General features: G+C 55.5%; 16 protein-coding genes. 12 read left to right on the top strand and 4 right to left on the bottom strand.

Features of this window, described 5'->3' with window-relative positions; genetic code table 11:
- Positions 1–27: 27 nt before the first annotated feature.
- The 5 genes from GGR91_RS09875 (at position 28) to terL (ending at position 5,926) form a co-directional block, all read left to right on the top strand.
- Positions 28–2,058 carry a 3-hydroxyacyl-CoA dehydrogenase NAD-binding domain-containing protein gene (locus tag GGR91_RS09875; RefSeq protein WP_183942009.1) on the top strand — a complete coding sequence of 677 codons (2,031 nt, stop codon included), beginning with the start codon at positions 28–30 and terminating at the stop codon, positions 2,056–2,058.
- Between the two features lie 747 nt (positions 2,059–2,805).
- Positions 2,806–4,125 (top strand): site-specific DNA-methyltransferase, encoded by a 1,320-nt coding sequence (locus GGR91_RS09870; protein ID WP_183942008.1) that lies wholly within the window; start codon positions 2,806–2,808, stop codon positions 4,123–4,125.
- Positions 4,118–4,522, top strand: coding sequence for a DUF5681 domain-containing protein (locus GGR91_RS09865; RefSeq protein WP_183942007.1), 405 nt, complete (start codon positions 4,118–4,120; stop codon positions 4,520–4,522). Before GGR91_RS09870 ends, GGR91_RS09865 begins: the two co-directional genes overlap by 8 nt.
- A complete protein-coding gene (locus GGR91_RS09860) occupies positions 4,506–5,564 on the top strand; it encodes a hypothetical protein (RefSeq protein WP_183942006.1) in 1,059 nt (352 codons plus the stop codon). Before GGR91_RS09865 ends, GGR91_RS09860 begins: the two co-directional genes overlap by 17 nt.
- On the top strand, positions 5,486–5,926 hold the full coding sequence (gene terL, locus GGR91_RS09855) for a phage terminase large subunit (protein ID WP_183942005.1): 441 nt from the start codon (positions 5,486–5,488) through the stop codon (positions 5,924–5,926). The genes GGR91_RS09860 and terL overlap by 79 nt, the downstream gene beginning before the upstream one ends.
- Positions 5,927–6,385: 459 nt before the next feature.
- Here the strand turns inward: terL and GGR91_RS09850 are convergent, their stop codons facing one another.
- The 4 genes from GGR91_RS09850 to GGR91_RS09835 form a co-directional block, all read right to left on the bottom strand.
- Entirely contained in the window at positions 6,386–7,435 is a 1,050-nt protein-coding gene (locus tag GGR91_RS09850; RefSeq protein WP_183942004.1) for a glycosyltransferase family 4 protein, read from the bottom strand.
- The gene (locus GGR91_RS09845; protein WP_183942003.1) at positions 7,432–8,310 is read right to left on the bottom strand and encodes a UDP-2,3-diacylglucosamine diphosphatase; all 879 of its coding nucleotides are present in this window, start codon (positions 8,308–8,310) and stop codon (positions 7,432–7,434) included. Before GGR91_RS09845 ends, GGR91_RS09850 begins: the two co-directional genes overlap by 4 nt.
- 104 nt (positions 8,311–8,414) lie before the next feature.
- Positions 8,415–9,749, bottom strand: coding sequence for an alkaline phosphatase family protein (locus tag GGR91_RS09840; RefSeq protein WP_183942002.1), 1,335 nt, complete (start codon positions 9,747–9,749; stop codon positions 8,415–8,417).
- A complete protein-coding gene (locus GGR91_RS09835) occupies positions 9,749–11,962 on the bottom strand; it encodes a TonB-dependent receptor (RefSeq protein WP_183942001.1) in 2,214 nt (737 codons plus the stop codon). The genes GGR91_RS09840 and GGR91_RS09835 overlap by 1 nt, the downstream gene beginning before the upstream one ends.
- 220 nt (positions 11,963–12,182) lie before the next feature.
- Between GGR91_RS09835 and GGR91_RS09830 the strand changes: the two genes are divergently transcribed.
- The 7 genes from GGR91_RS09830 (at position 12,183) to gspF (ending at position 23,152) form a co-directional block, all read left to right on the top strand.
- On the top strand, positions 12,183–12,563 hold the full coding sequence (locus GGR91_RS09830) for a tetratricopeptide repeat protein (protein ID WP_183942000.1): 381 nt from the start codon (positions 12,183–12,185) through the stop codon (positions 12,561–12,563).
- A 287-nt stretch (positions 12,564–12,850) separates the two neighbouring features.
- On the top strand, positions 12,851–14,422 hold the full coding sequence (locus GGR91_RS09825) for a hypothetical protein (protein WP_183941999.1): 1,572 nt from the start codon (positions 12,851–12,853) through the stop codon (positions 14,420–14,422).
- A gap of 83 nt (positions 14,423–14,505) precedes the next feature.
- On the top strand, positions 14,506–17,202 hold the full coding sequence (locus GGR91_RS09820; protein WP_183941998.1) for a TonB-dependent receptor domain-containing protein: 2,697 nt from the start codon (positions 14,506–14,508) through the stop codon (positions 17,200–17,202).
- 182 nt (positions 17,203–17,384) lie between these two features.
- Positions 17,385–18,203 (top strand): type II secretion system protein N, encoded by an 819-nt coding sequence (locus GGR91_RS09815; protein ID WP_183941997.1) that lies wholly within the window; start codon positions 17,385–17,387, stop codon positions 18,201–18,203.
- Positions 18,200–20,389: a type II secretion system secretin GspD gene (gspD, locus tag GGR91_RS09810; RefSeq protein WP_183941996.1), complete on the top strand. Its 2,190-nt coding sequence runs from the start codon at positions 18,200–18,202 to the stop codon at positions 20,387–20,389. The genes GGR91_RS09815 and gspD overlap by 4 nt, the downstream gene beginning before the upstream one ends.
- Positions 20,386–21,942 (top strand): type II secretion system ATPase GspE, encoded by a 1,557-nt coding sequence (gspE, locus tag GGR91_RS09805; RefSeq protein ID WP_183941995.1) that lies wholly within the window; start codon positions 20,386–20,388, stop codon positions 21,940–21,942. The genes gspD and gspE overlap by 4 nt, the downstream gene beginning before the upstream one ends.
- Positions 21,935–23,152, top strand: a complete 1,218-nt coding sequence (gspF, locus tag GGR91_RS09800) for a type II secretion system inner membrane protein GspF (protein WP_183941994.1) — start codon at positions 21,935–21,937, stop codon at positions 23,150–23,152. Before gspE ends, gspF begins: the two co-directional genes overlap by 8 nt.
- Positions 23,153–23,154: the final 2 nt, after the last annotated feature.

Below are 23,154 nucleotides of genomic sequence, written 5' to 3'. Positions count from 1 at the left end.
CAATCTTACCCAGCGCGCAGCCCAAACATGGCCTGCGCTGATATTGAGGAGTTTACCGTGCAGTCAGTCACCACGCAGAAAATCGATGATATCCTTGTTGTTCTGGTCGATAACCCGCCCGTTAATGCGCTGTCATGGCATGTCCGGCAGGGGCTGAAGGACGGTTTTGAACAGGCACTTGCCGACGACTCGGTCAAAGCGATTGTGCTGCGTTGCGCGGGATCAACCTTCATTGCAGGCGCCGACATCACCGAGTTTGGAAAGCCACCACAAGGGCCTGATTTCAATGCGGTGCTCAACATGATTGAAGCTGCGCATAAGCCTGTCGTCGCGGCCATCCATGGGACGGCGCTTGGCGGGGGATTGGAAACGGCGCTTGTCTGCCATTACCGTATCGCGGTTCCATCGGCGCGACTTGGCGTTCCCGAGGTCAAGCTTGGCTTGTTGCCGGGTGCGGGTGGCACGCAAAGGCTTCCTCGTGTCGTGGGTATTGAGGCTGCCGCAACTATGTGCGCACTTGGGGAGCATTTGCCCGCCGCTAAGGCCGCCGCAATTGGCTTAGTCGACCGGCTTGCCGGTGAAGACAGCTTGGCGGAAGATGCCATCGCTTATGCACGTGAATTGATTTCGGTTGGTCCTCGGCCCACCCGCGATCGGCCTCTTACAGGCGACGTCGGGGTCATTGAACAGCTGAAGGCTGCCAATGCGAAAAAATGGCGGGGCTTTGATGCGCCTTACGCCAATTTGGCGTGCGTTGAGGCCGCGACACGACTGCCATTTGATGAAGGCATGAAATTCGAGCGCACTGAATTTCTTAAGCTGATGGGCGGTTCCCAATCCGCTGCACAGCGCCACATGTTCTTTGCCGAACGACAAGCCGCAAAAATTGATGGACTGCCCAAGGATTTGGCCCTGCGCAACATTCAGAAAGTCGGCGTCATTGGCGCAGGCACGATGGGCGGCGGCATATCGATGAATTTCCTGTCCAAGGGGATTCCCGTGACCATCGTTGAGATGGTTAAAGAGAATCTTGATCGCGGCGTAGGTGTTATCCGCAAGAATTACGAAAATAGTGCCGCCAAGGGTCGCTTCACGACTGAACAAGTTGAGGGCATGATGGGTCTGTTGACGCCGTCACTCGCGCTTGAGGACCTCGCAGATTGCGACCTTGTGATTGAAGCTGTGTATGAAAGCATGGACGTCAAGAAAGAGGTGTTTGGCAAGCTCGATTCCATTTGTAAGCCCGGGGCGATTTTGGCGTCGAACACGTCCTATCTCGATGTCGATGAAATCGCCGATAGCACCTCGCGTCCCCAGGATGTGGTTGGCATGCACTTCTTCTCGCCCGCCAATGTGATGAAATTGTTGGAGGTCGTCCGCGGTGCAAAGACTGCGGATGACGTGCTCGCAACCGCGATGGCCATCGGCAAGAAAATTGGCAAAGTGGCGGTGGTCGCCGGTGTTTGCCATGGCTTTATTGGCAACCGGATGCTGTCAACGCGCCAACAGCCAGCGATGCAATTATTATTGGAGGGCGCAACACCTGCGCAGATCGACAAGGTCCATACCGATTTTGGCATGCCCATGGGGCCTTTCCAGATGAGCGATCTGGCTGGCCTTGATATTGGCTGGCACCGCGATCCAAGCCGTATTGAAACGATCCGTGACGCGTTGTGCGCGGCGGGCCGCTTCGGCCAGAAAAACGGCAAGGGCTTTTATGATTATGATGAAAAGCGCGTCGGCACGCCAAGCGCCGAGGCGCTCGCGATCATCGAAGAGTTCCGGTCGACCTCTAACCTGCCGAAACGTGACATCAGCGATCAGGAGATTGTCGAGCGCACACTCTATCCGATGGTCAATGAGGGCTATAAAATACTTCAGGAAGGCAAGGCCCAGCGGCCGTCGGATATCGATGTGGTCTGGATCTATGGCTATGGCTGGCCCATTTATCGCGGCGGCCCCATGTTCTGGGGCGATCTTGAAGGCGCTGGCAAGATCGTCGAAGCGCTAGAGCGGCACGGCGTTGCGGTGGCGGAAAGTTTGAAGGCCAAAGCCTAAACGCTACGCGCCGATCAACAGTCATGCGTGCGAACGGTCATCGAGAATGACGGCCGTTTGCACCTTGTCGCGCAGCGAAGGGTCGCGAACCCATGCGCCGTGAACTTTATTGTGCATGGGAATGAATATCCGAGAGCCGGGGGGGCGGGATATAATATCCGCGACATCACACATATTTGTTTCAGGATGTTTGTCGTCAGGCGGTTATCACATGCCTAAAACGGCTGTCTGGTGCGCGGTGCAGTCTGGGGCGAACTGGTCTCTGACAAAATCTTCCCTGATTTACGGGATTTTTCAGGGAATATCGCAATTTTGGGCGCCTGAATTGCTGCTGATCCTGTTAGGCAATGAAGGTTTCCGTGCCTTGGACACGCAAATTCGCTAAATAAAAAACAGGGAATTAATTTGGCCGTAACAGAGAAATTGTAAAATCTTCATTGCATTTTCAGAGATTTACGGTGAAAAAATTGATGGGCGCTACTTGCGCGGCATCGCGTTGACGTGTAAACCGAACCCAGTCATCAAAGGATGATTGGTCCCTTTTATAGCAGAGCTTGATTGGGATTGAGGGCTGAGCCCTCCACTCGGGGATCGCTCCGACGAACACAGGAAGGTTGTGCCTTCCGATGAGGGGCTGAGCCTCGACCGAAGTGTGAGCAATGACAGTCTGGTTCGGCCAGGCGTGTCCTGAGGACGTCATTGCGAAGTTCGGAACTCTCATTCCTCTGTTCGAAAAGGCGATTTGCCATGTCATCATCATTGCGTCCGGCGCACGTGCGTCTTCCTCAAGCTAAACTTTCTCGTATCGAAGCCCCCTGCAATGCACGCACCCATTCCAAGAAGCAGCTGCGGCAACTGGCCCGGAGCATCACCACGTTTGGTTTCACCAATCCAGTGCTGGTTGATGCATCTGGCGAAGTGATCGCGGGACACGGCCGACTGGCCGCCGCGCGCATGTTGGGGCTATCCGAGGTTCCCACCCTGTGTCTGGATTGGCTGACCGAAGACCAAAAGCGGGCTTATGTTATTGCTGACAATCGGCTGGCTGAGAAAGCCGGATGGGACCGGGAGCTGCTCGCTATTGAGCTTGGCGAACTTGGCGCGCTTGAATTTGACGTAACACTTACCGGCTTTGAATTGCGTGAGGTTGAGCTCATCATCGATGCTGGCGCCACTCCAGTCGAAGACGACGGTATCGAAGAGCCCGTCGTGGGGCCGGCAGTCTGCCAACTTGGTGATCTGTGGCAACTGGGTCAGCACCGCCTGTTATGTGCGGATGCTTTGGATCCTGCGAGCTACACCCAGCTAATGGGCCGCGAGAAGGCACGCGTCGTGGTTACTGATCCGCCCTATAATGTGAAGATCGGTGGGCATGTTTCTGGACTTGGTCGCAATAAACACCGCGAGTTTGTTCAAGGTTCAGGGGAGCTGAGTTCAAACGAATTTACGCAGTTCCTTTGCGGGTCGCTGGAAGCCATGGCCAAGGCGAGCCGCGATGGGTCGTTGCATTATGTGTTTATGGACTGGCGGCATCTGCCCGAACTTTTGAGTGCGGGCCAGGCTGTCTATGATAACTGGCTCAACCTGTGCGTTTGGGCAAAGAGCAATGCGGGTATGGGTTCGCTGTATCGCTCCCAACATGAGCTGGTCGCAGTCTACAAGAAGGGTAAGCGTCCCCATGTTAACAATGTCGAGCTCGGCGCCAATGGCCGGCACCGTTCGAACCTGTGGACCTATGCCGGGGCCAACACTTTCAAGGCAGGGCGCGAGGTGGAGCTTGGTTGGCACCCGACAGTTAAACCGCTTGACCTCATCTGCGATATCCTGCGCGATGCCAGCGATCCAGGAGAGATTGTACTTGATGGGTTCGGGGGCTCCGGCACGACATTGATTGCTGCTGCCCATAGCGGACGGACAGCGCGCCTTATCGAACTCGATCCGCTTTACTGCGACGTGATCTTGCGGCGCTATCAAGCCACCTTTGGTGAAGCACCGGTTCACGTGCCAACAGGCCAGTCATTTACGCAGCGTGCCCAATTGGCCGGGATGGGAGGCGACCATGTCTGACACCTACGACAACGACGAAGGCAAGGTGGGCTATGGCAGGCCGCCAGTGCACAGCCGCTTTAAGCCTGGCCATTCAGGTAACCCCAAGGGGCGCCCAAAGGGTCAACGCAACCTTGCCAGCGAAATTGCGCGGGCCATGGCAATGCCGGTGCCTGTAACGGTCAACGGTAGGCGCAAAAATGTGAGCACGATGACTGCACTTGTCTGGCGGCTTCGTGAAAAGGCGCTGGGCGGGGACCACAAATCTTTGCAGCTGCTCATCAACCTGCATCAAGTTAACCATTCCGATGACAAGGGACAGCAAAGTCTGAGTGCTCTTCTGGCCGAAGATGCGGCGATCCTGCGTGATGCAGGCCTGCTTAACATTGGGGAGCACGGCGATGAGCGCAATGGATAGCCGGATTCTCGACGCTCTGCTCCGCCGCAGCCTGCACAGCTTTGTGCGAAAGGCATTTACGACAGTGAGCCCGGGTGAACAGTTCTTGCCCAATTGGCACCTTGAGTCCCTTTGCCATCACCTTGAGTTGGTGCGTGCCGGTAAAATCCGCCGGCTTAAGATTGAGGTGCCGCCGCGCTCGCTTAAGTCTGTTTGCGCCTCGGTCGCATTCCCAGCCTTTGTCCTTGGCCATGATCCGACCGCCAAGATTATCACGGTCAGTTATTCCAACGACCTTGCTGCAAAGCACGCGGCGGATTGTCGTGCCGTCATGCCGGCGCCATGGTACAAAGCGCTCTTTCCTGAAACGCGGCTCAGCGCTGATAAAAACCAGGAAAGCAATTATGAAACCACGAAGCGTGGTTACCGTTACGCGACCTCTGTCGGCGGAACGCTTACGGGTCGCGGTGGCAACCTCATTATCATTGATGACCCGCTCAAGCCTGAAGATGCGATGTCGCAGACAAAGCGTGAGGCAGTCAACGCATGGTACAGCCGGACCCTATTGTCACGGCTTAACAACAAGGCGAACGACGCAATCATTCTCGTCCAGCAGCGGCTGCACATGGATGATCTGGCGGGTCACGTAGATGCGCTCGACGATTGGGTTACACTGAGATTGCCGGCAATTGCCGAGGAAGATACGCAGGTCCCCATAGGACCAGGCAAGGTATACGACCGCAAGGCGGGTGACATCCTCCACCCTGCGCGCGAAACGCTGGCGATCCTCGAAGGGCTTAAGCTGGCACTAGGCTCGACGATCTTCTCGGCGCAGTACCAACAGTGCCCGGTTCCGCCCGATGGCGAAGTTGTGAAGTGGGCCTGGTTTAAGCGCTACGCGGCTGCGCCACCGCAACATGCAATGACTATCTGCCAGTCATGGGATACAGCGTCAAAGGCGGACGAACAGCATGATTTTAGCGTATGCACAACATGGGGCGTGGCAGGGGGGACCTTTATCTTCTCGATGTCGAGCGGGCGCGGCGAGATTTTCCATCGCTAAAGCGGCGCATGGTGGAACTGGCGACCCAATGGAACGCCCGCAATATCATCATTGAAGATAAAGGGTCAGGCACATCGCTGATCCAGCAGCTGCGCACCGAGCATCATGGTATCCCTTATCCAACCGCGTTCCTGCCAAGGGATGACAAGATCACCCGTTTGCATGCGCAATCAGCCCGCATCGAGGCTGGTCATGTTTGGCTGCCGGAGCGGGCGCCTTGGCTTGAGGATCTTCGGGCCGAGATCGCGAGCTTTCCGCATGGTCGTCACGATGACCAGGTCGACTCTATCAGTCAGTTTTTGAGCTGGCACTTCGATATGCGATCGCGGTGCGTGCAGTTTGCGAGGATAGGGGGCGTATGACGCTTGCGCTTGCTGCACCATAACCGAAAATAGAAATGCCCATTAGTCCTCTTTTGGCGGGAACGGAAGCAAGAGGGAGTGCCCCTGCTATTCGTGCAAAGTATTCACGCCCAAAAGGTCGTTCGCTTATACTAGAATGACGGTCCGCCAGAGACCCAGAATTTCAAATTCGTAATCTGGACGGAGATCGTAGTCGCGCTAGGTCTAAATAACAAATAGAGAACAAATAATTGGCGCTTTCAAGCTATGGGTCTCAAGCATGAGCAGCTGGGCGCCTTTGTAACGAAAAAGCCTAAATCCGAAACCAGTTTCACGCATTCGTCGTTAAGATAAAATAGGTTCAGGTTCGCAAAGTTACCCGGCCCCCCGGGTCAGCCATGGCAGTCGAAGTTACCTCTGCGACGTGATTGTTGGGTACTTCATGAAAAGAACACATCCTTCCATACAAGGGATTATAAGTCAGGCATTTTGATTAGTGACCTCACCTAATGCGCCAATGAACTGGTCAGTGCATCGATTCCAATCGAAACTCTGGGCATATGCAGCAGCGTCGGCTTTGCGCACTGCAAGCGCTTTCCGAATGGCACAGGACAGGTCGTCGCTTAAAGATCCGATCGGTCGTGACAATTCGGACCAGGGACCGCGACCATCCGGACCGATAATATCTAAAGGACCAGGGACGGGAAATGCAGCGACCGGAAGTCCAGATGCCAACGCTTCGATCATCACCAACCCAAATGTATCGGTTCGACTTGGAAACACAAAAACGTCTGCGGTGGCATAGGCGCTTGCCAGTTCAGTTCCCTTGAGCGTTCCCAGGAAAACGGCATTGGGATATTTTATCCTTAATTCAGACAGGGCAGGGCCGTCGCCTATAACGACCTTACTGCCTGCGACTTCCGCAGATAGAAAGGCTTCCAGATTTTTCTCCACGGAAACACGGCCCACGGAAATCATGATGGGTTTGGGTAGGTTTGCCAACCGGGGATGGTCGGGCTGATCTCCATGAAAAAGGCCATGGTCGATGCCGCGTGACCATAAGCGGGTATTGGGGATACCCCGCACTGAAAGCTCATCCATAAGACCCCTTGTTGCGGTCAGGACGGCACGAGATGGCTTATGGAACATCCGCATGATTGGCCAAAACCACTCAGCGGATAGCCCCGTTCGTACAGCAAGATAATCCGGAAAGCGGGTATGAAATGCCGAGGTAAAGGGCACATCATGCGCAAGGCACCATGCCCGTGCGCTCCAGCCAATTGGGCCTTCGGTCGCGATATGGACAATGTCCGGAGCCATGGCATGTAAAGCCTTGCGCACGCCAAAGCGGGGCGCCAGCGCAAGGCGGATTTCCGAATAGCCGGGGCAGGGAATGGTGGTGAACCGGTCCGGTGCGATCACTTCGACGGTATGTCCGCGCGATTTCAGGCGGTTGACCGTTTCGGTCATCGTCCGAACAACGCCGTTGACTTGCGGCAGCCAAGCGTCCGTTGCGATGGCGATCCTCACGCCGCGATCGAAGCCCGCTTTTCGGCAGCTTTACGGACATGCTCGGCCCAATCGATAATCGCCATGGATCCGTCTTTCGCCTCGGTCAACGCTGTGCAGCTTTCGACCCAGTCGCCGTCATTATAATATGTAATCGATCCAAACTGCCGGATTTCGGCAGAATGGATGTGACCGCAGACAACGCCCTGAACACCGCGAAGCGCGGCCTCGCGCGCCACCACTTCTTCATATTGCCCGATAAACTGTACCGCGTTTTTGACCCGCATTTTCAGATAGGATGAAAGCGACCAATAAGGCATGTTCAACCTGCGGCGCACCGCGTTGAGAACGACGTTGGCTTTCAACAGCAAGGTATATGCTTGATCACCCAAGAAGGCGAGCCAGCGGGCATATAGCACGATGCCGTCAAACGCATCGCCGTGCGTTACAAGCAAGGCACGGCCGTCGGCGGTGTGGTGGATCGCCTCCAACTGCACCTCGACCCCGCCAAAGCTCAGGCCTGCGTAATCACGGAACATTTCGTCATGATTGCCGGGAATATAGACGACGCGGGTCCCGCGATGCGCCATTTTCAACACCCGTCGGATGACTTCATTGTGCTGGTCTGGCCAATACCAACCCTTGCGTAACCGCCAGCCATCGACAATGTCGCCGACCAGATAAAGCGTCTCACATTCGATAGAATGCAGAAAATCGCTCAGCAGACCCGCCTGGCACCCTGCTGTCCCCAAATGCACATCAGAAATCCACACCGTGCGAAACCGCATCTTTGGTTGGTAGCTTTTGGGTTCGGGCTTATCGAACCATGACGGCAGTTTTGGACCTTTTCCATCGCTTTTAAAAAGCAGGCTGTCGCTTAATTCAGTGGTTGTCATATTGCCCATCCCCCGTTGTCTTAATGAAGCCCTAAACGACGGATGAGTCATGTGCGTGGCAGATCAATGACAGTTTTTTTGCCGTTAAGAATTGCCAATTGTCATTATCGGACCGCAGGCATCTCTGCGTCAGGCAGAAGCGCACCCATGGCTTTGGCAAGCGTTGGTGCGATGGAGCGCATGTCGATTTCACCTAGGCTGCGTCCCTTGGCAACGCCTTTACCCATCATCATGAAGCTTGACCGCATCAATGGACTATGGGGAAAATATCCGTGCATGCCCTTGCTGCCAGACGCGCTCACCAATGGCGCATCCGGTCCCTTGAAACCGCCTGCATACGCATTGGGGGCATAGCTGATGTAAAAGCTCGCTTCCGGATTTCCGCCAAGGCGCGCTATTTCTGCGGGCTCTGCAATTTCTGCGATGCAGTTTTTCGGATCCGCCTTGAGTTCAGCTAACACCCTCGCGACACGCGCTTTCAGCGCGGCATCATCCGGACGCGATAGAATGATCGCTGACGATCCGCCTGAGTTCCAGGGGCTGGCTTCCCAGCTTTTGATTTTGCCGTTACCGTCGAGCACAATCAGGCCAGCGTCGATGAAGGCACGGTACAGGTTGATTTCGGTGTCGACCTTGGAAAAGCCATGGTCCGATACGACAGCAATGACGCTATCGGGATGCGCGGCCATTTGTGCGGCAATGATCTGGCCAACGACCTTATCGATCCGGGTTAAAGCAGCATAAGCTGCGGCTGTATCGGGACCTTTTTCATGCTGCTCATGGTCGAGCGCGGTCAGATACACAGTTGTGAAATCGGGTTTTTCGCGCCTGATAAGCGCGGCGGCAAAACGGCCGCGGGTTTCGTCACCCTCTATGCTCTCGTTAATGCCCGGCGCGTAGCTGCCAAGGTCTGTTTCAAGCGTTTCGATAAGGCCGGGCGTCGCAAGCGCCTTTAGCAGCTTTGCATCATCATTATGCCCAGTCCGCCATATCTGCGGGATGTTCCATGTAACGGCTTTTGCCTGAACGCTGACCGGCCAGTGAATATTTGCCGTGCGCAGTCCGGCCTTGGCAGCCGCATCCCACAAGGTGGGGACTTTGAAATCTGTGGCGTACCAATACCATCCGCCTTGGTTGATCTGCATGGGATCAAAGCTGTTATTGCCCACAATGCCGTGCTTTGCGGGGCTAACACCCGTCAGCAAAGTTGCATGGCTGGGATAAGTGACGGTCGGAAGAACGCCCTTCACCTTATCAGCGTAGGTTCCGTTCGTAATAAATTGTTTCAGGTTGGGAACCTGCATGCCGCGCTCTTCGGACTTCAAAATGTCTGCGGGCTGCAAACCATCAATTGAGATCAGCAGCACCGGCTCGGCCGAGGCCGCCGACGGCAGCGCGCTCACAAGGAGCGCGCTGCCAATCAGCAAAGCCGATTTCATCAGAAACCAGCTTTCAATGTTACAAATATCTGGCGCGGTGAACCCGCCAGCAAGGTTTGGTTATCGCCGCTATTGCCAAAGCCGTTTGAACCAATGGTCGAGACATAATCTTTGCCGAACAGATTCGTGGCATTCAGTTGCAGTTCAAGCGGTGCACGGAGCCCCGCATCCAGGCGGTAACCCACTGTGGCGTCAACGAGGACACGGCTGGGTACCGAGCGATCATTCAAATAGTTGAAGTAACGCTTGCTCATGTAATTGGCACCAACGCGTCCGAAGAATGCGTCACTGTCATACGCAACTTCGCCGCGCAGCAGATGCTTTGGCGTGTCGACGACTTCTTTGCCCTTCGTGGCAATAACCGCCGTTGGGGTGATAACGTTTTCACGATATGTTGCACCTGTGTAGCTATATGATGCGAACAAGGTCATGCCGCCGCCCAGACGTACATCGCCTGCGGCTTCAAAGCCGAGCGAGCGGACGCTGCCGACATTTTGAAGAATGGCAGGGTTTCCAACGATGCCTGCGCCGGTTTGTACACCCAACAGGCGGTTGCGGAAGTTGACATAATATACACCGATCACGCCGTTGAAGACATTGTCGTTGTAACGTGCGCCAAGCTCAAACGTGTCTGAGCTTTCTGGTTTCAGGCCACGTGCGAGCAAAGCGTCGAAGCCCGCTTGTGTCGTCGCGAATGGTCCGCTTGTTGCTGATGAAACAAACGCGCGGGTGACTTGAGTGAAACCGCCGAAGATTTCGGCCTTTTCCGTCAGCTTATATGCAACGCCTGCATGCGGCTGGAACCAGTCTTGTGACTTGATTTTGCCGGCAGCCAACGAACCCTGAATACGTGGGTCGGATTCATTATTGACCTGGAAACCCTTCCAACCAAGGTTGATAGTCAGATCGCCAAGGCTGATCTTGTCCTGCACATAATATTGCAGCGTGTCGGTGTTGAAATCGAACAGCCACTGCGTGAAGAACGGGTTGCGCAAGAACTTAGTGTGATCAAGGCCAGGCGTCGTGTTGCTTTCATAGGCATAAAAACGACGCGCTTGCGTGAAGTCATTATGCTCGTACCAGCCACCGACAGTCACTTCATGGTCGCCAACTTCAGCGTTCAGCGAGCTGAATACGCCGCCACGTTGGATGTCATACTCGGTTGTGCGCGCCGACATGGGCACGCCATTTGGACTTGGAACATATGGAGTGCCCCATGTGCCTTGACCGGTATTATTGTGATAATATGCTTTGATCTTGAAGGTCACGCCATCGGCCAAAGGCGCGGTCAGGCCATAAGAAGCGAGCGTATCTTTACGCAGGCCTGATGCATCATAATAGCTGTCGTCGAGATTATTGATTGGGGCAACATATACACCACGAGCCGCGGAAATCGCCTTGGCATAATCAGGGAAATAGTTGTCATGGTCATAACCGAGGCGATTAATCATCTCGAGCGAGAGATCCTGATAATCCTGCTCGGCGCGGTCGGAATAGGAGAAGAATCCGTCAAATTCGGCATCACCCACGGGAATGATGGCCTTGGCGTTTACGTGCATGCTGCGCTGTTCGCCGCCGCCCTTCCACTTGTCGGCATTGTGGTAAACGCCGGATAGAAATCCGCGAACGCCGCCCGCTTCTCCAAAGTTGATGCGGCCAAATGCGCGCATCGTGTTTGACGAACCATAAGTCAGGTTCGCATCAACGCCGAAGCCGTCGCTTGGGTCCGCCGAGAAAAACTCGAGCGTGCCGCCAAGGTTGTTCGTGGCTTGTGTGCCAATTGAACCCGAACCTTGCGAAACGCGGGTAACGCCGATGTTTTCCGAAATGATGGCGCGGCCAATGTGCAGGCCGTTGTTGTTGCCATAGCTTGAATCGCCCAACGGAATTCCGTCGAGTGTGTAGCCGAGCTGGTTCTGGTTAAAGCCACGGATCGAGACCCGGCTTGACCATTCATATGTCCCAAACGGGTCGGCAGATTGAAAGCTTACGCTTGGCAGCTTCTCAATGGCCTTTAGCGGGCTGGTGCCTGGCGCGAGGATCAGAAGTTCTTTGCTCGACACTTCTTGAACCTGACGGGTCTCACCCTGGCCGAATACGACGATTTCGGCTTCTTCTGAGTCGGCTGTTGTTGGTGCAGTCGTTTGCTGCGCCATAACTGGCACAGATCCGAAAGCGACTCCGGCTAAAAGCATCACAGTAATTTTACGCATTTGGTATCTTCCCTGCATTGGTTTGCAGCGCCCAACTAGGGAAGGGTGGTGGCACTTTGATGCGGTTCTTGTGCGACTTTGATAGAAGTTATGTGTCTGAAATATTACCGAATTTAAAGCGCGGATTTTGCATCATCAAACAAGTGGCCAATATATTACAATTTTATTGCAGTGATGTCATATAAGTGTCATATTTAAGGCAGAGATGAGGAGAACACGGATGAAACTGCTATTCGTAGGTGCTTTAGTAACTGGCCTGATGGGCGGTGCAGCCCACGCCCAACCGACCATGAATATTGAAACAGCCTACCCAAAGGGGTCCATTGGCTATGAGGCTCTCGTAAAGGGCGACAATGAACGGGCAGTTTCTCAAATACTGACAAGCGCGCAAGTGAGCCGGCATGATCCTGCGAAGCTGCTCAACCTTGGCCGTGCCTATGCGCGTATGGGCCGTATGGAAGAGGCTTCGAATATGTTCGCCGCCGCGATGCAGAGCCGTGATACCGTCGATCTGGTGCTCGCCGACGGTCGCGTGATGAATTCAAAAGACGCTGCGCGTAAGGCCTATGCCGGTTTGCAGATGCGGATTGCGACGCGCTGATCCAAATGTACTGACGTAACATCTCACGTCTAACGCTTTATAAAAGGCGGGCCTAACGGCTCGCCTTTCGTCTTTTGTAGCGCATAATTTTGCCGTGACCCGCCTGTTCTGCGGCTGTCATATATCTGACGCAAAACATTCTTCTAAATGCAATGTGATAAGCACAGCCATGTCACAGCTCGCCCCTATTTGCCGCATGGTCAACGGGTGGGGCCTTATGATGATTCGATTCTGGTCCGTTGCATTTGCCCATATCGGGCACGTCTTATTTGTTGCGGAGATTTAGAATGTTAAACCCAAAATTGCGTGGGATCGTGTACGCGACGGCAGCAGCTGCCCTCGTCACCGGCTGTGGCGCAGATGATATCGCATCACCAGGCACTGGTGGTAACATCACCATCAACAACCCGGCTGCACCTCCGCCGCCGCCACCACCGCCACCGCCAACTGCGACAGTTACACCTGCGGGCGGCTGCCCAACGATCGCTGATGCGCAGGGCTTGACCGACAGCGGTACGATCACTGGCCCAACCGGCACATATCGCGTCTGCACATTGCCAGCGCGCGTCAACACCACCAGCACATTGCCAAAGATTGCGGGCGTTCTGTATCGTCTTGGTGGCCGTGTTGACGTTGGTACAGACCAAGGTCCTTCATCGACAAACAATGTCGTCACACTTAACATCGAACCAGGCGTTATCGTCTTTGGCGGAACCGGCGTGTCATGGTTGAATGTTAACCGCGGTAACCGCATCAACGCTGTTGGTACGGCTGCCCTCCCAATCATCTTCACCAGCCGTGACAACGTCCTCGGTCTCAACAACGACAGCTCGATTGGTCAGTGGGGCGGTATCGTTCTTAACGGCCGCGCACCCATCACCGATTGCGCAGCACCTGCTGCAACTCCAGGCACTGTTGCTTGCGAGCGTCAGGTTGAAGGCGCAGTTGACCCGGCACTTTATGGTGGCGCGAACACCGCCGATAACAGCGGCCGTTTGAGCTTTGTCCAAATCCGCTTCTCGGGCTTTGTCCTTTCGGGTAACTCCGAACTGCAATCGCTGACCACGGGCGGTACCGGCACCGGTACTATTCTGAACAACATCCAGTCGTTCAACAGCTCTGACGATGGCGCAGAATTCTTCGGCGGTAACGTCAACATGAAGTATTTCGTGTCGATTGGTGCGGATGACGATAACTTGGACACGGACACCGGCGTAAAGGCGAACTTCCAATATGTATTGGCAGTGCAGCGTCCAAATGCCGGTGACTCGATGATCGAAGCTGACTCGGACAACGCTCTGGACGGCAATACGCCACGCCAGAACACACGCCTGTCGAACTTCACCTTCATTCAGCGCAACAACACCGGTAACCTGTCGGCAATGTTGCTGCGTGGTGGTACCGACTACAGCATGTTTAACGGTGTGGTTGTCAGCCCATCGACATCATGCCTGCGGATCAGCCGTCCACAGACCATATCGGCAACAGCAGATGCAACCATTGACGAAGCTGGCGCACCAGTATTCCGTTCGGTTGTTATGCAGTGCGGATCGCCAGCGTTTGTTGGTTCGAATGGTGTAACAGAGGCGCAAGTCAGCGCGGTGTTCGGTTCGGGAGCGAACAACAATAACAGCGCGTTCACACCAAGCTTGACGTCATTGTTCATCAATGGTGCCACCGAAAACGCAGTTACAGCGTTCAACGCCAGCAGCATCGCTTCTTACTTTGATGCAACAACCTATATCGGTGCTGTCCGTGACGCCAACGACCTTTGGTATGCAGGTTGGACCTGCAACAGCGCGACGGCCAATCTGGGCACCAGCGTAACCGGTCTCTGCACCTCACTGCCAACATATTAATAGCTGGCGGATAATATCGGGTGAGGTGCGGCCAAGCGGGCATGCACCTCACCCTTTTTTCGAATTTATAAAAGGGAATTACAATGTTGAAGCCAGTGGAGGCAATCAGACTGTTGCTTTTGACGTCGGCGCTCGTTTCGCCTTCCATGCTGATGGCGCAAGACGCCGCAGCGGAACAGGCCGAACAAGCCAGTGCTGAAGCAGCACCAGCAGACACGCCAGCAGACGCAGCCGAGCCAGTCGAAGAGGATGTCGATGTCTCTATTCCGGGTGGCGAAGAAATCGTCGTGCGCGGATATCTGGATCGCAACATTTCCAAGAACGCGGCGCAAGTTGTTTCCGTGCTGTCGAGCGCGGATATTGAACGTACCGGTGAAGGCGACATTGCCGGCGCACTATCGCGTGTCACTGGCCTAAGCGTCGTTGGCGGCGGTTTTGTCTATGTTCGTGGCCTTGGTGATCGTTATTCGCTCGCTTTGCTTAACGGTTCTCCGCTCCCGAGCCCTGAGCCATTGAAGCGCGTTGTTCCGCTCGATCTTTTTCCCACAAGCGTGATTGCATCTTCGCTTGTGCAAAAAACCTACTCGGCAAACTTCCCCGGTGAATTTGGCGGCGGCGTTATCAATCTGACCACCAAGGCGATCCCGCGCGAAACATTCCTGACGGTCGGCGGTGACTTGAGCGCCAATAGCGAGACCACCAATCAACTGGGCTACACATATTATGGTAGCTCGCAGGATTGGAGTGGTTTCGACAATGGTAACCGTAACCTAAAGCCCGCGCTTGCATCCTATCTTGCCAGCGGCGCACGCATCAGCGCGGGTAACGTTGATACGCAGGCTATTGCCGGCGAGCTCATCACCGGCCGGAATGCTGTTGTTCAGCGTGACAAGAATCTGCCGCCCAATGGCTCAGCCACGATTACCGGTGGCACGAACGTTGAAATTGGCGATGACGCCACTATGGGGGTCATCTTCAACGCTGGTTACAGCAACAAATGGCGTACCCGCGACACGATCCAACAAACGGCATCGACGCTTGATCTGAGCCAGAAAGAGCTGGATTTCCAGAAAGTCATTACCGACAACCGTATGGTTGTGAACGGCTTGCTTGGCTTCGGTATCGAAGTGGGCGAACAAAAAATCCGTTGGACCAATCTGTTCATTCGCGACACGCTGAAACAAGCGCGTCTTGGCGTCGGCACCCGTCAGACCACATCGCCCACCGCGACATTGTTGCAACAGGATACAGCATGGTTCGAACGCCAGTTGGTGGATAGCCAGCTGGTCGGTGAGTTCAAACTGTCACCTGACGTGAATTTGAGCGTCCGTGCAGCCTACGCCAATTCCCAACGTGAAGCGCCGGATGAAATCGGCCTGGAATATTACCGCAGCAACATCACGTCGGATCCTTACGGCCAATTGTTCATCAACCGTCTTAACAACGGTCAACAGGGAAGCGCTGAAGTCAGCTATTCCTATTTGAATGAAAATCTGTGGGCCGGTGGTGTGGATCTGTCGGCAAAGGTCACGCCGGATATTACCGCAACGATAGGCTATGCCTATTCCGACACGGTTCGCCGCACCGAACGCCGTGACTTCCAGTTTGTTGCACCCGGCGGCACGCCGATCGCGCCGTCATTATTCCGTCCAGACCTTTTGCTGCAGCCGGGCATTATCGATTTTTACAACATTGCGTTGATCGATACCAACGAAGCAAACCCCGTCTTTGATGCAAGCTTGTTGAACCACGCTGGGTATGGCCAAATTCAGGCGTTCATTACGCCAGCAATCAGCCTGAACCTTGGTGTGCGTTACGAAACCGCTGAACAGACCGTTGTGCCGGTTCAGGTGTTCACCACGCCAACAGCATCGCTTGCCTCCACCAGCTTGGATCGGAGCTATTGGTTGCCCGCAGCGACGCTGACGTGGGACATGAATGAACAGATGAAGTTCCGGGTGAGCGCGTCGAAAACCATCGCGCGTCCGCAATTCCGCGAACTGATTTTCCAGAACTTCTACGATACCGACTCCAACCGTCTTTTCCGCGGTAACCCGCTGTTGACGGACAGCCAGTTGTACAATGCTGAAGCGCGCTATGAATGGTATTTTGACCGTGAGCAACGTTTCACTATTGCCGGTTTCTTCAAGCGTATCGACAGTCCCATCGAGTCGTTCTCAAGCTTTGATGATAACTCAGTTATCACCAGCTTCGCGAACGCACCGAAGGCTGATTTGTACGGGGTAGAAATCGAAACGCAGAAATATTTCGATCTCTCTGCGATTGGCGACGAAGGCTTTTTTGCGACACGCCGCGCGGTTGTCATTGCCAACTACACCTACACCAAATCAAAAATCAGTGTGAAGGCTGGGGACACGGTTGCGGTGTTTAACGCATCGTCCACCAACGCCCTCGACTTCTTCACCGACGGCTCGCCATTGACGGGGCAGGCGGATCATCTGGTCAATCTGCAATTCGGTCTCGAAGATACCGAGCGCCTGTCGCAGCAGACCATCTTGTTCAGCTATTCGACCGACCGGGTTACCAGCCGTGGTGCATCGGGTCAGCCGGATATCAAGGAAAAACCTGGTATCCAGCTCGATTTCGTTGCGCGTGAAGGCTTTACGCTTGGCGGCAAAGAAGCTGAATTGAAACTCGAAGTCCGCAACCTGACCAACACCAAATATCAGGAGTTTCAGGAAAACGGAGCGAACAAGATTTTCTACAACCGTTACAAACAAGGCATCAGCGCCTCAATCGGTGTAGAGCTTAACTTCTAAAGGGAATACAGCCCCCTGACTCGCGGCGGCATGTTGGATTCAACATGTCGCCGTCATTTTGTCTGGCACGCTGCCTTCGTTTGTGGGCGTCACTAAACTGTCATTTAGGAGTCACTCGACGGTCACAGCCGCGCGTTAGGGCGGTATCATCAAGCGGATTCGTCCGGGGGGATTCAGTGGCAATGACATGGGCAGAAAGGGTTAAAGCGCAGTCGCACCGCTTAAGTTCTGTGTCCGCCGGTCGCCTGATTCTTGGCGTTCTGGCCACATTGACCGCCGTTCAAACGGCGCGTCTGTTCTGGATATTGATAACGCCCGTTGGTCCAGTCAATGACTGGCGTGCGCCGTCGGTCAATGTGGTACCACAGTCCGCCCGTTTGGCGCTATTTGCCGGATTTGACCCGTTTTTTCGCAATGACGCGGCCGCAGATTCCACCCGGAATGTCACATCGTTAAGCCTGACATTGTTCGGCGTCCGCACCAATGAAAGCTCGGGCGGTGGTTCGGCTATCATCGCTGGTGAAGATGGCGTGCAGAACAGTTTTGCCATTGGCGAAGAAGTCGCGCCCGGCGTAACTTTGGATTCCGTTGCCTTTGACCATGTCATTTTGTCGCGCGGCGGCGTCAAAGAATCGCTATATCTCGATCAGTCGGTGCCTGCGGAAACGGTTGGTCCGCCTGCATCAGGCACGTCAGCCACGCCAATGGCGCCCGGCGGAGGCGTCGGCCTGAATGCCGAGACGCTTCAGAAATCGATCGGCTTTGCGCCGCGTAATGAAGGGGGCAGGGTCACCGGTCTCGTTCTGCAAGCCCGCGATGATGGCACGATGTTGCGCCTCGCCGGATTTCAGGCTGGCGACATTGTCGTTGGCATAAACGGCCGTCCGGTATCTTCGGCGGCTGACATTGCTTCTCAAATCAGGCCCGGAGCCCGCTTAAGCGTTGAAGTTGAACGCGGCGGCGCAAAGGTCCCCATTGCTCTAAATCTGGAACAACCGTGATCCGTAAATTTACCCTTTTGCTGGCATGCAGCGCGCTTGTTTTTGCCCAGCCTATCGCCGCGCAGCAGACATTGAATGTGCGTGATGCCGATATCCGTGCCTTTGTTCAGGATGCGGCCCGCGTCACCGGACAGACGTTCATTGTCGATGGCCGCGTGAATGGGAAGGTATCGGTGGTTACGGACCGGCCATTGTCGCGTTCGGAATATTTTGAGGTGTTCCTCTCGACACTGCGCGCAAACGGCCTTGTCGCGATTCCCATTCGTGGCGGTGGTTACCGGATCCAACCTTCCGACGGCGCCGCAACGCAACCGACACGCGTCGGTAGCCGGTCCGCAACATCAAGCCAATTTGTGACGGAAGTATTCCGCCTTCGCTCAATTGATGCCACCTCAGCCGTTGAAACGCTGCGTCCATTGATAAGCCGCGAAGGTTCGTTGACGGCCAACAAAAGCGCGAACAGCCTTGTGGTCGCCGATTATGCCGACAATATTGGCCGCATCCGCGATTTGCTCCGCCAGATTGACCGCGACAGCGCAGCGACGCAGATCGTCGCACTCGATAACGCCGGTGCGCGTGAAATAGCCACCGCACTTCAGGCGCTGGCTGGTCAAGGCGGCGGCGAGGGCGCGAGGCCGCCTGTTTCCATCGCGGCCATTGACAGCAGCAACGCCATTGCCCTGCGTGGTGACCCGACGTCGGTTGCGCGCTTTGCTGCGATGGCCAAAGAATTGGATGCGCGCGCACAATCAGGCGCCGAAATTCGCGTGTACCGGCTTGAGCATGCCAACGCCGCTACCTTGCTGGAGACCGTCCAGTCGTTGATTGGCGGGCAGAGCGGATCGTCTGTATCTAGTAACGTGCCACCTGTTTCTGCGCCAGCTGCAGGCGGCGGCGCTGCCGCTGTCGTTGCGCCTATCGTTGCATCTTCGTCGGGAACCGGCCCCAATGGCATTGGTGGCCGTGGCCCCGTTGTGGTGACCCGCTATGAAGGCACCAACGCCCTTATCATCGCGGCAAACCCCGAAATGCAACGCACGTTGGGCGAGCTCATCCGTCAGCTGGACACACGGCCCGAACAGGTTTTGGTTGAGGCAATCGTTGTCGAAATCGGCAATGAAGCGGCGAAAAAGCTTGGCGTACAATTCCTCGTCGGTGGCAAGGACGCGCCATTTGCGGCGACAAATTACGCCAACGCTTCACCCAATATCCTGACGATTGCGGGCGCAATTGGTGCCGAAGAACTGACGCGCACCACGACGACGGTGAATGGCAATACGACCACGACTGCGACGAATAGCGCGCTGGGTGACAGCCTTCAGGAAGCAGCGGCGGCGTCGATCCTGAGCGCTACTGGCGGCTTTGGTGGTTTTGCGCTGGATATCGGTAAGAATGCGATCTTTGGCACGATTATCAATGCGATTGCGGCGGACACCGAGTCCAACTTGCTGGCGACGCCGCATATTGTGACGCTGAATAACCAAAAGGCGAAGTTCCTCGTCGGGCAAGAAGTGCCCGTGAGCAGCGGCGAGCAATTATCCGCCAATTTCGAAAACGCCTTCCGGACGGTTCAGCGTCAGGAAGTGGGCATCAAGCTTGAGGTGACCCCGCAAGTGAACGCGCAGGGCGACGTGAAGCTGTTCCTTAAACAGGAAGTGTCGAGCGTTGCAGGGCCGGTGTCATCGCGTTCCAGCGACCTCATCCTCAACAAGCGCGAGTTTGAAACGACATTGACCGTTGGCGACGGCCAATTGCTGGCCATTGGTGGCTTGCTCAATGACGATGAACGCCGCACCATTGAGCGTATCCCGCTGTTGAGTGACATTCCGCTCATTGGCGAACTGTTCAAATCACGCAGCCGCAGCCGCAGCAAAACCAATTTGATGGTCTTCATTAGGCCGACCATCTTGCGTAGCCGCGAAGATGGCGACCAGTTGACGGCCCGACGTTATGACTATGTCCGCGACATGCAGTTGACGCGCAATCCAGATGCCGAACCAAGCATCGACGAATTGCTGCGCGATTATATGGGCACTGTGCCGCCCGTTGCGCCGGATGTGCGGACAAATGACATCATGATCGGTGCTGATGGCAATTTGACGCGGCCCCAGACAGGTGGCCCGTTGCAACCGGCGGAGGTTCCCGCAAGCGCGGTCTCTTCCGCCACTGGGGATCCGCAATCATGACATCGCACGAGGAGACAACCGAGCAAGCATCCAATATACCGGTCGAGCCAGACGTCGCCATTGCACCGGCTTTGATCGCACCTCTGGTCGATTTACCTTATGCCTTTGCCAAGGCGCATGGTCTGGTGCTGCGGCATGAAAGCGATGGTCGCATTGTGGTGGCGATGCGTGAGGGCGCTGATCCGTTGATGTTGCTTGAGGTCCGGCGCTATCTGTCGATGCCATTTGATGTCGAAATGGCCGACAATGCGACCTTTGACCGTTATTTGTCCGACCATTACGCGATGGACGGCAGCGCCGCGGCGATGGCTGGTTCAATCGGCGCCAATGACGGCGATTTGCTGTCGGATATGTTGCCGAGCGCGGACGATTTGCTCGACAGCGCCGATGACGCGCCGGTTATCCGGTTAATCAACGGCATCATTGCTGAGGCTGTCCGCCAGGGCGTATCCGATATTCACGTCGAGCCATATGAAACGGGCCTTGTCATTCGCATGCGCGCCGACGGCGTGTTGCAGGAACGCCTCCGCTTGCCTGCTAATGTCGCACCGGTTGTCGTCAGCCGTATCAAGGTCATGGCGCGCCTCGACATCGCTGAACGCCGCATTCCGCAGGATGGCCGCATCGGTCTGACGCTGGGTGGCAAGCTTGTCGATGTGCGTGTGTCGACCCTGCCAAGCCGTGCAGGCGAGCGTGTGGTCATGCGTATTCTCGATAAGGAAAATGCCGGCATTTCGCTCGATTTGCTTGGCATGTCGGAAGAAACGCTAAAAATCCTACATGAAGCATTGGCTGAACCCAATGGCATCATCTTGGTCACAGGGCCAACGGGGTCGGGTAAAACGACGACCTTATATGCCGGTCTGAAGAGCTTGAACGACGGAACACGCAATATTTTGACGGTGGAAGATCCCGTGGAATATGCGGTGGATGGCATTGGCCAGACACAGGTAAATTCCAAAGTCGGGATGACTTTTGCCGCAGGACTGCGCGCCATTTTGCGTCAGGATCCCGATGTCGTCATGGTCGGCGAAATCCGCGATCGTGAGACGGCCGATATCGCCGTGCAGGCTGCGTTGACGGGGCACCTCGTGCTCACCACCGTGCATACCAACGATGCACTCGGTGCGATCACGCGTATGCGCGATATGAAGGTTGAGCCATTCCTGCTCGCCTCAACCTTGCGTGCTGTCGTCGCCCAGCGATTGGTGCGCCGTCTATGCCCAAGCTGCCGCGAAACAGTTCAGGCCGATGGTAACGCGGCGTCGTTGTTGGGCTTTGACAAGGGGACAGCGGTCTACAAGGCCGTCGGTTGCCCAGAGTGCAACAACACAGGGTTCCAGGGTCGCATCGGGGTGTTTGAAGCGGTCCGTGTCGATGACACCATTCGCCGTCTCATCAACGATGGTGGCGACGAAGCAATTTTGGCGCGACATGCCTTTGTTAATCAACCCAATCTCAGCGCGGCTGCACGCAAGCTTGTTCGCGCCGGTCATACGACCCCTCAGGAAGCGATCCGAATTTCGCGCCGCGAAGACATTGTAGATGCCTGACTTCGCATATCATGCGATTGACCCGGATGGCCGCGAGCAACGCGGGCGGATAACTGCTGCCAATGACGATGCGGCGCGCGATCGCCTTATATCGAAGGATCTATATATTGTGAGCGTCGCGCCAGCACCCGCGCGCGCGCCTGTCCTCGCCAGCCTGCCGATTAAGCGGCAGCCGCGTTTGAATGCCAAGCAGCTCACTTTGTTTACCCGGCAATTGTCGTCATTGGCGCAGGTTTCTCCGCTGGAGGAAGCGTTGCGGACGATCAGCCGTCAGAGCGAACAGCCACATGTCCGGAAGATACTGACCGAAGTGCATGCAGGCGTGGTCGAGGGACAGCGCCTGTCCGAAGCCATGCGCCGTGAAGGCAACAGCTTTCCCCCATTATACCGCGCAATGATTGCCGCGGGCGAGGGGGCGGGCACATTGCCGCTTATTACGGAACGTCTCGCGATATTGCTTGAACGGCAGGCCGAGATGCGCGGCAAGTTGATTGGTGCGCTGGCCTATCCGGCGATTTTGTCACTGGTTGCGATTCTGGTGGTGATGGGGCTCATGGTCTCGGTGGTCCCGCGTGTTGTTGAACAGTTTGACAATGTCGACCAGCAACTGCCGCTGATTACGCGCATCGTCATCGGCATATCGGCGTTTTTGGCGAATTATTATTGGGTGATTATCATCGCCTTTGTCCTTGGGGGCTTGCTGTTTGTGCAAGCGCTTAAGCGGCCGGCGTTCCGCTTGTCGGTGGACCGCACGGTGCTGCGCATTCCGTTGCTTGGGAAGCTGCTGCGCAACTTGCATGCTGCGCGCATGGCGCGCACCTTGGCAACAATGGTCGCTAGCCGCTTGCCGTTGCTGGAGGGCCTACGCCTGACGGGCGGCACCATTCGCAATAAAGTGCTCTCCGCCGCCAATGACGATATCGTCGAATCGGTGCGGAGCGGGGGCAGTCTGTCGGGTGCGATGCGTACAAGCGGGGTTTTCCCACCGCTGCTGGTATATTTGACCGCAAGCGGCGAGAGCGCCGGGCAGTTGGATATAATGCTCGAACGCGCGGCGGAATATCTTGAGCGCGAATTTGATAATTTCACCAGCACCGCTTTATCGCTTCTTGAACCGCTCATCATCGTTGCAATGGGCGGTGTCGTCGCTGTCATCATTTTGGCAATTTTGCTGCCGATACTTCAACTCCAAAACCTCACGGGACTTTAGTC

Origin of the sequence: Sphingorhabdus rigui, assembly GCF_014196595.1 — a bacterium.
GTDB lineage: Bacteria > Pseudomonadota > Alphaproteobacteria > Sphingomonadales > Sphingomonadaceae > Sphingorhabdus_B > Sphingorhabdus_B rigui.
Note: the sequence above shows the minus strand (reverse complement) of the source record. Positions and strands in the feature narration are given on the sequence as shown.

What these genes read in the sequence shown, in the direction of transcription:
- GGR91_RS09875 (WP_183942009.1), top strand. Translation starts at nt 28, where the DNA reads ATGGCCTGCGCTGATATTGAGGAGTTTACCGTGCAGTCAGTCACCACG.
- GGR91_RS09870 (WP_183942008.1), top strand. Translation starts at nt 2,806, where the DNA reads ATGTCATCATCATTGCGTCCGGCGCACGTGCGTCTTCCTCAAGCTAAA.
- GGR91_RS09865 (WP_183942007.1), top strand. Translation starts at nt 4,118, where the DNA reads ATGTCTGACACCTACGACAACGACGAAGGCAAGGTGGGCTATGGCAGG.
- GGR91_RS09860 (WP_183942006.1), top strand. Translation starts at nt 4,506, where the DNA reads ATGAGCGCAATGGATAGCCGGATTCTCGACGCTCTGCTCCGCCGCAGC.
- terL (WP_183942005.1), top strand. Translation starts at nt 5,486, where the DNA reads ATGCACAACATGGGGCGTGGCAGGGGGGACCTTTATCTTCTCGATGTC.
- GGR91_RS09845 (WP_183942003.1), bottom strand. Translation starts at nt 8,310, where the DNA reads ATGACAACCACTGAATTAAGCGACAGCCTGCTTTTTAAAAGCGATGGA.
- GGR91_RS09840 (WP_183942002.1), bottom strand. Translation starts at nt 9,749, where the DNA reads ATGAAATCGGCTTTGCTGATTGGCAGCGCGCTCCTTGTGAGCGCGCTG.
- GGR91_RS09835 (WP_183942001.1), bottom strand. Translation starts at nt 11,962, where the DNA reads ATGCGTAAAATTACTGTGATGCTTTTAGCCGGAGTCGCTTTCGGATCT.
- GGR91_RS09830 (WP_183942000.1), top strand. Translation starts at nt 12,183, where the DNA reads ATGAAACTGCTATTCGTAGGTGCTTTAGTAACTGGCCTGATGGGCGGT.
- GGR91_RS09825 (WP_183941999.1), top strand. Translation starts at nt 12,851, where the DNA reads ATGTTAAACCCAAAATTGCGTGGGATCGTGTACGCGACGGCAGCAGCT.
- GGR91_RS09820 (WP_183941998.1), top strand. Translation starts at nt 14,506, where the DNA reads ATGTTGAAGCCAGTGGAGGCAATCAGACTGTTGCTTTTGACGTCGGCG.
- GGR91_RS09815 (WP_183941997.1), top strand. Translation starts at nt 17,385, where the DNA reads ATGACATGGGCAGAAAGGGTTAAAGCGCAGTCGCACCGCTTAAGTTCT.
- gspE (WP_183941995.1), top strand. Translation starts at nt 20,386, where the DNA reads ATGACATCGCACGAGGAGACAACCGAGCAAGCATCCAATATACCGGTC.
- gspF (WP_183941994.1), top strand. Translation starts at nt 21,935, where the DNA reads ATGCCTGACTTCGCATATCATGCGATTGACCCGGATGGCCGCGAGCAA.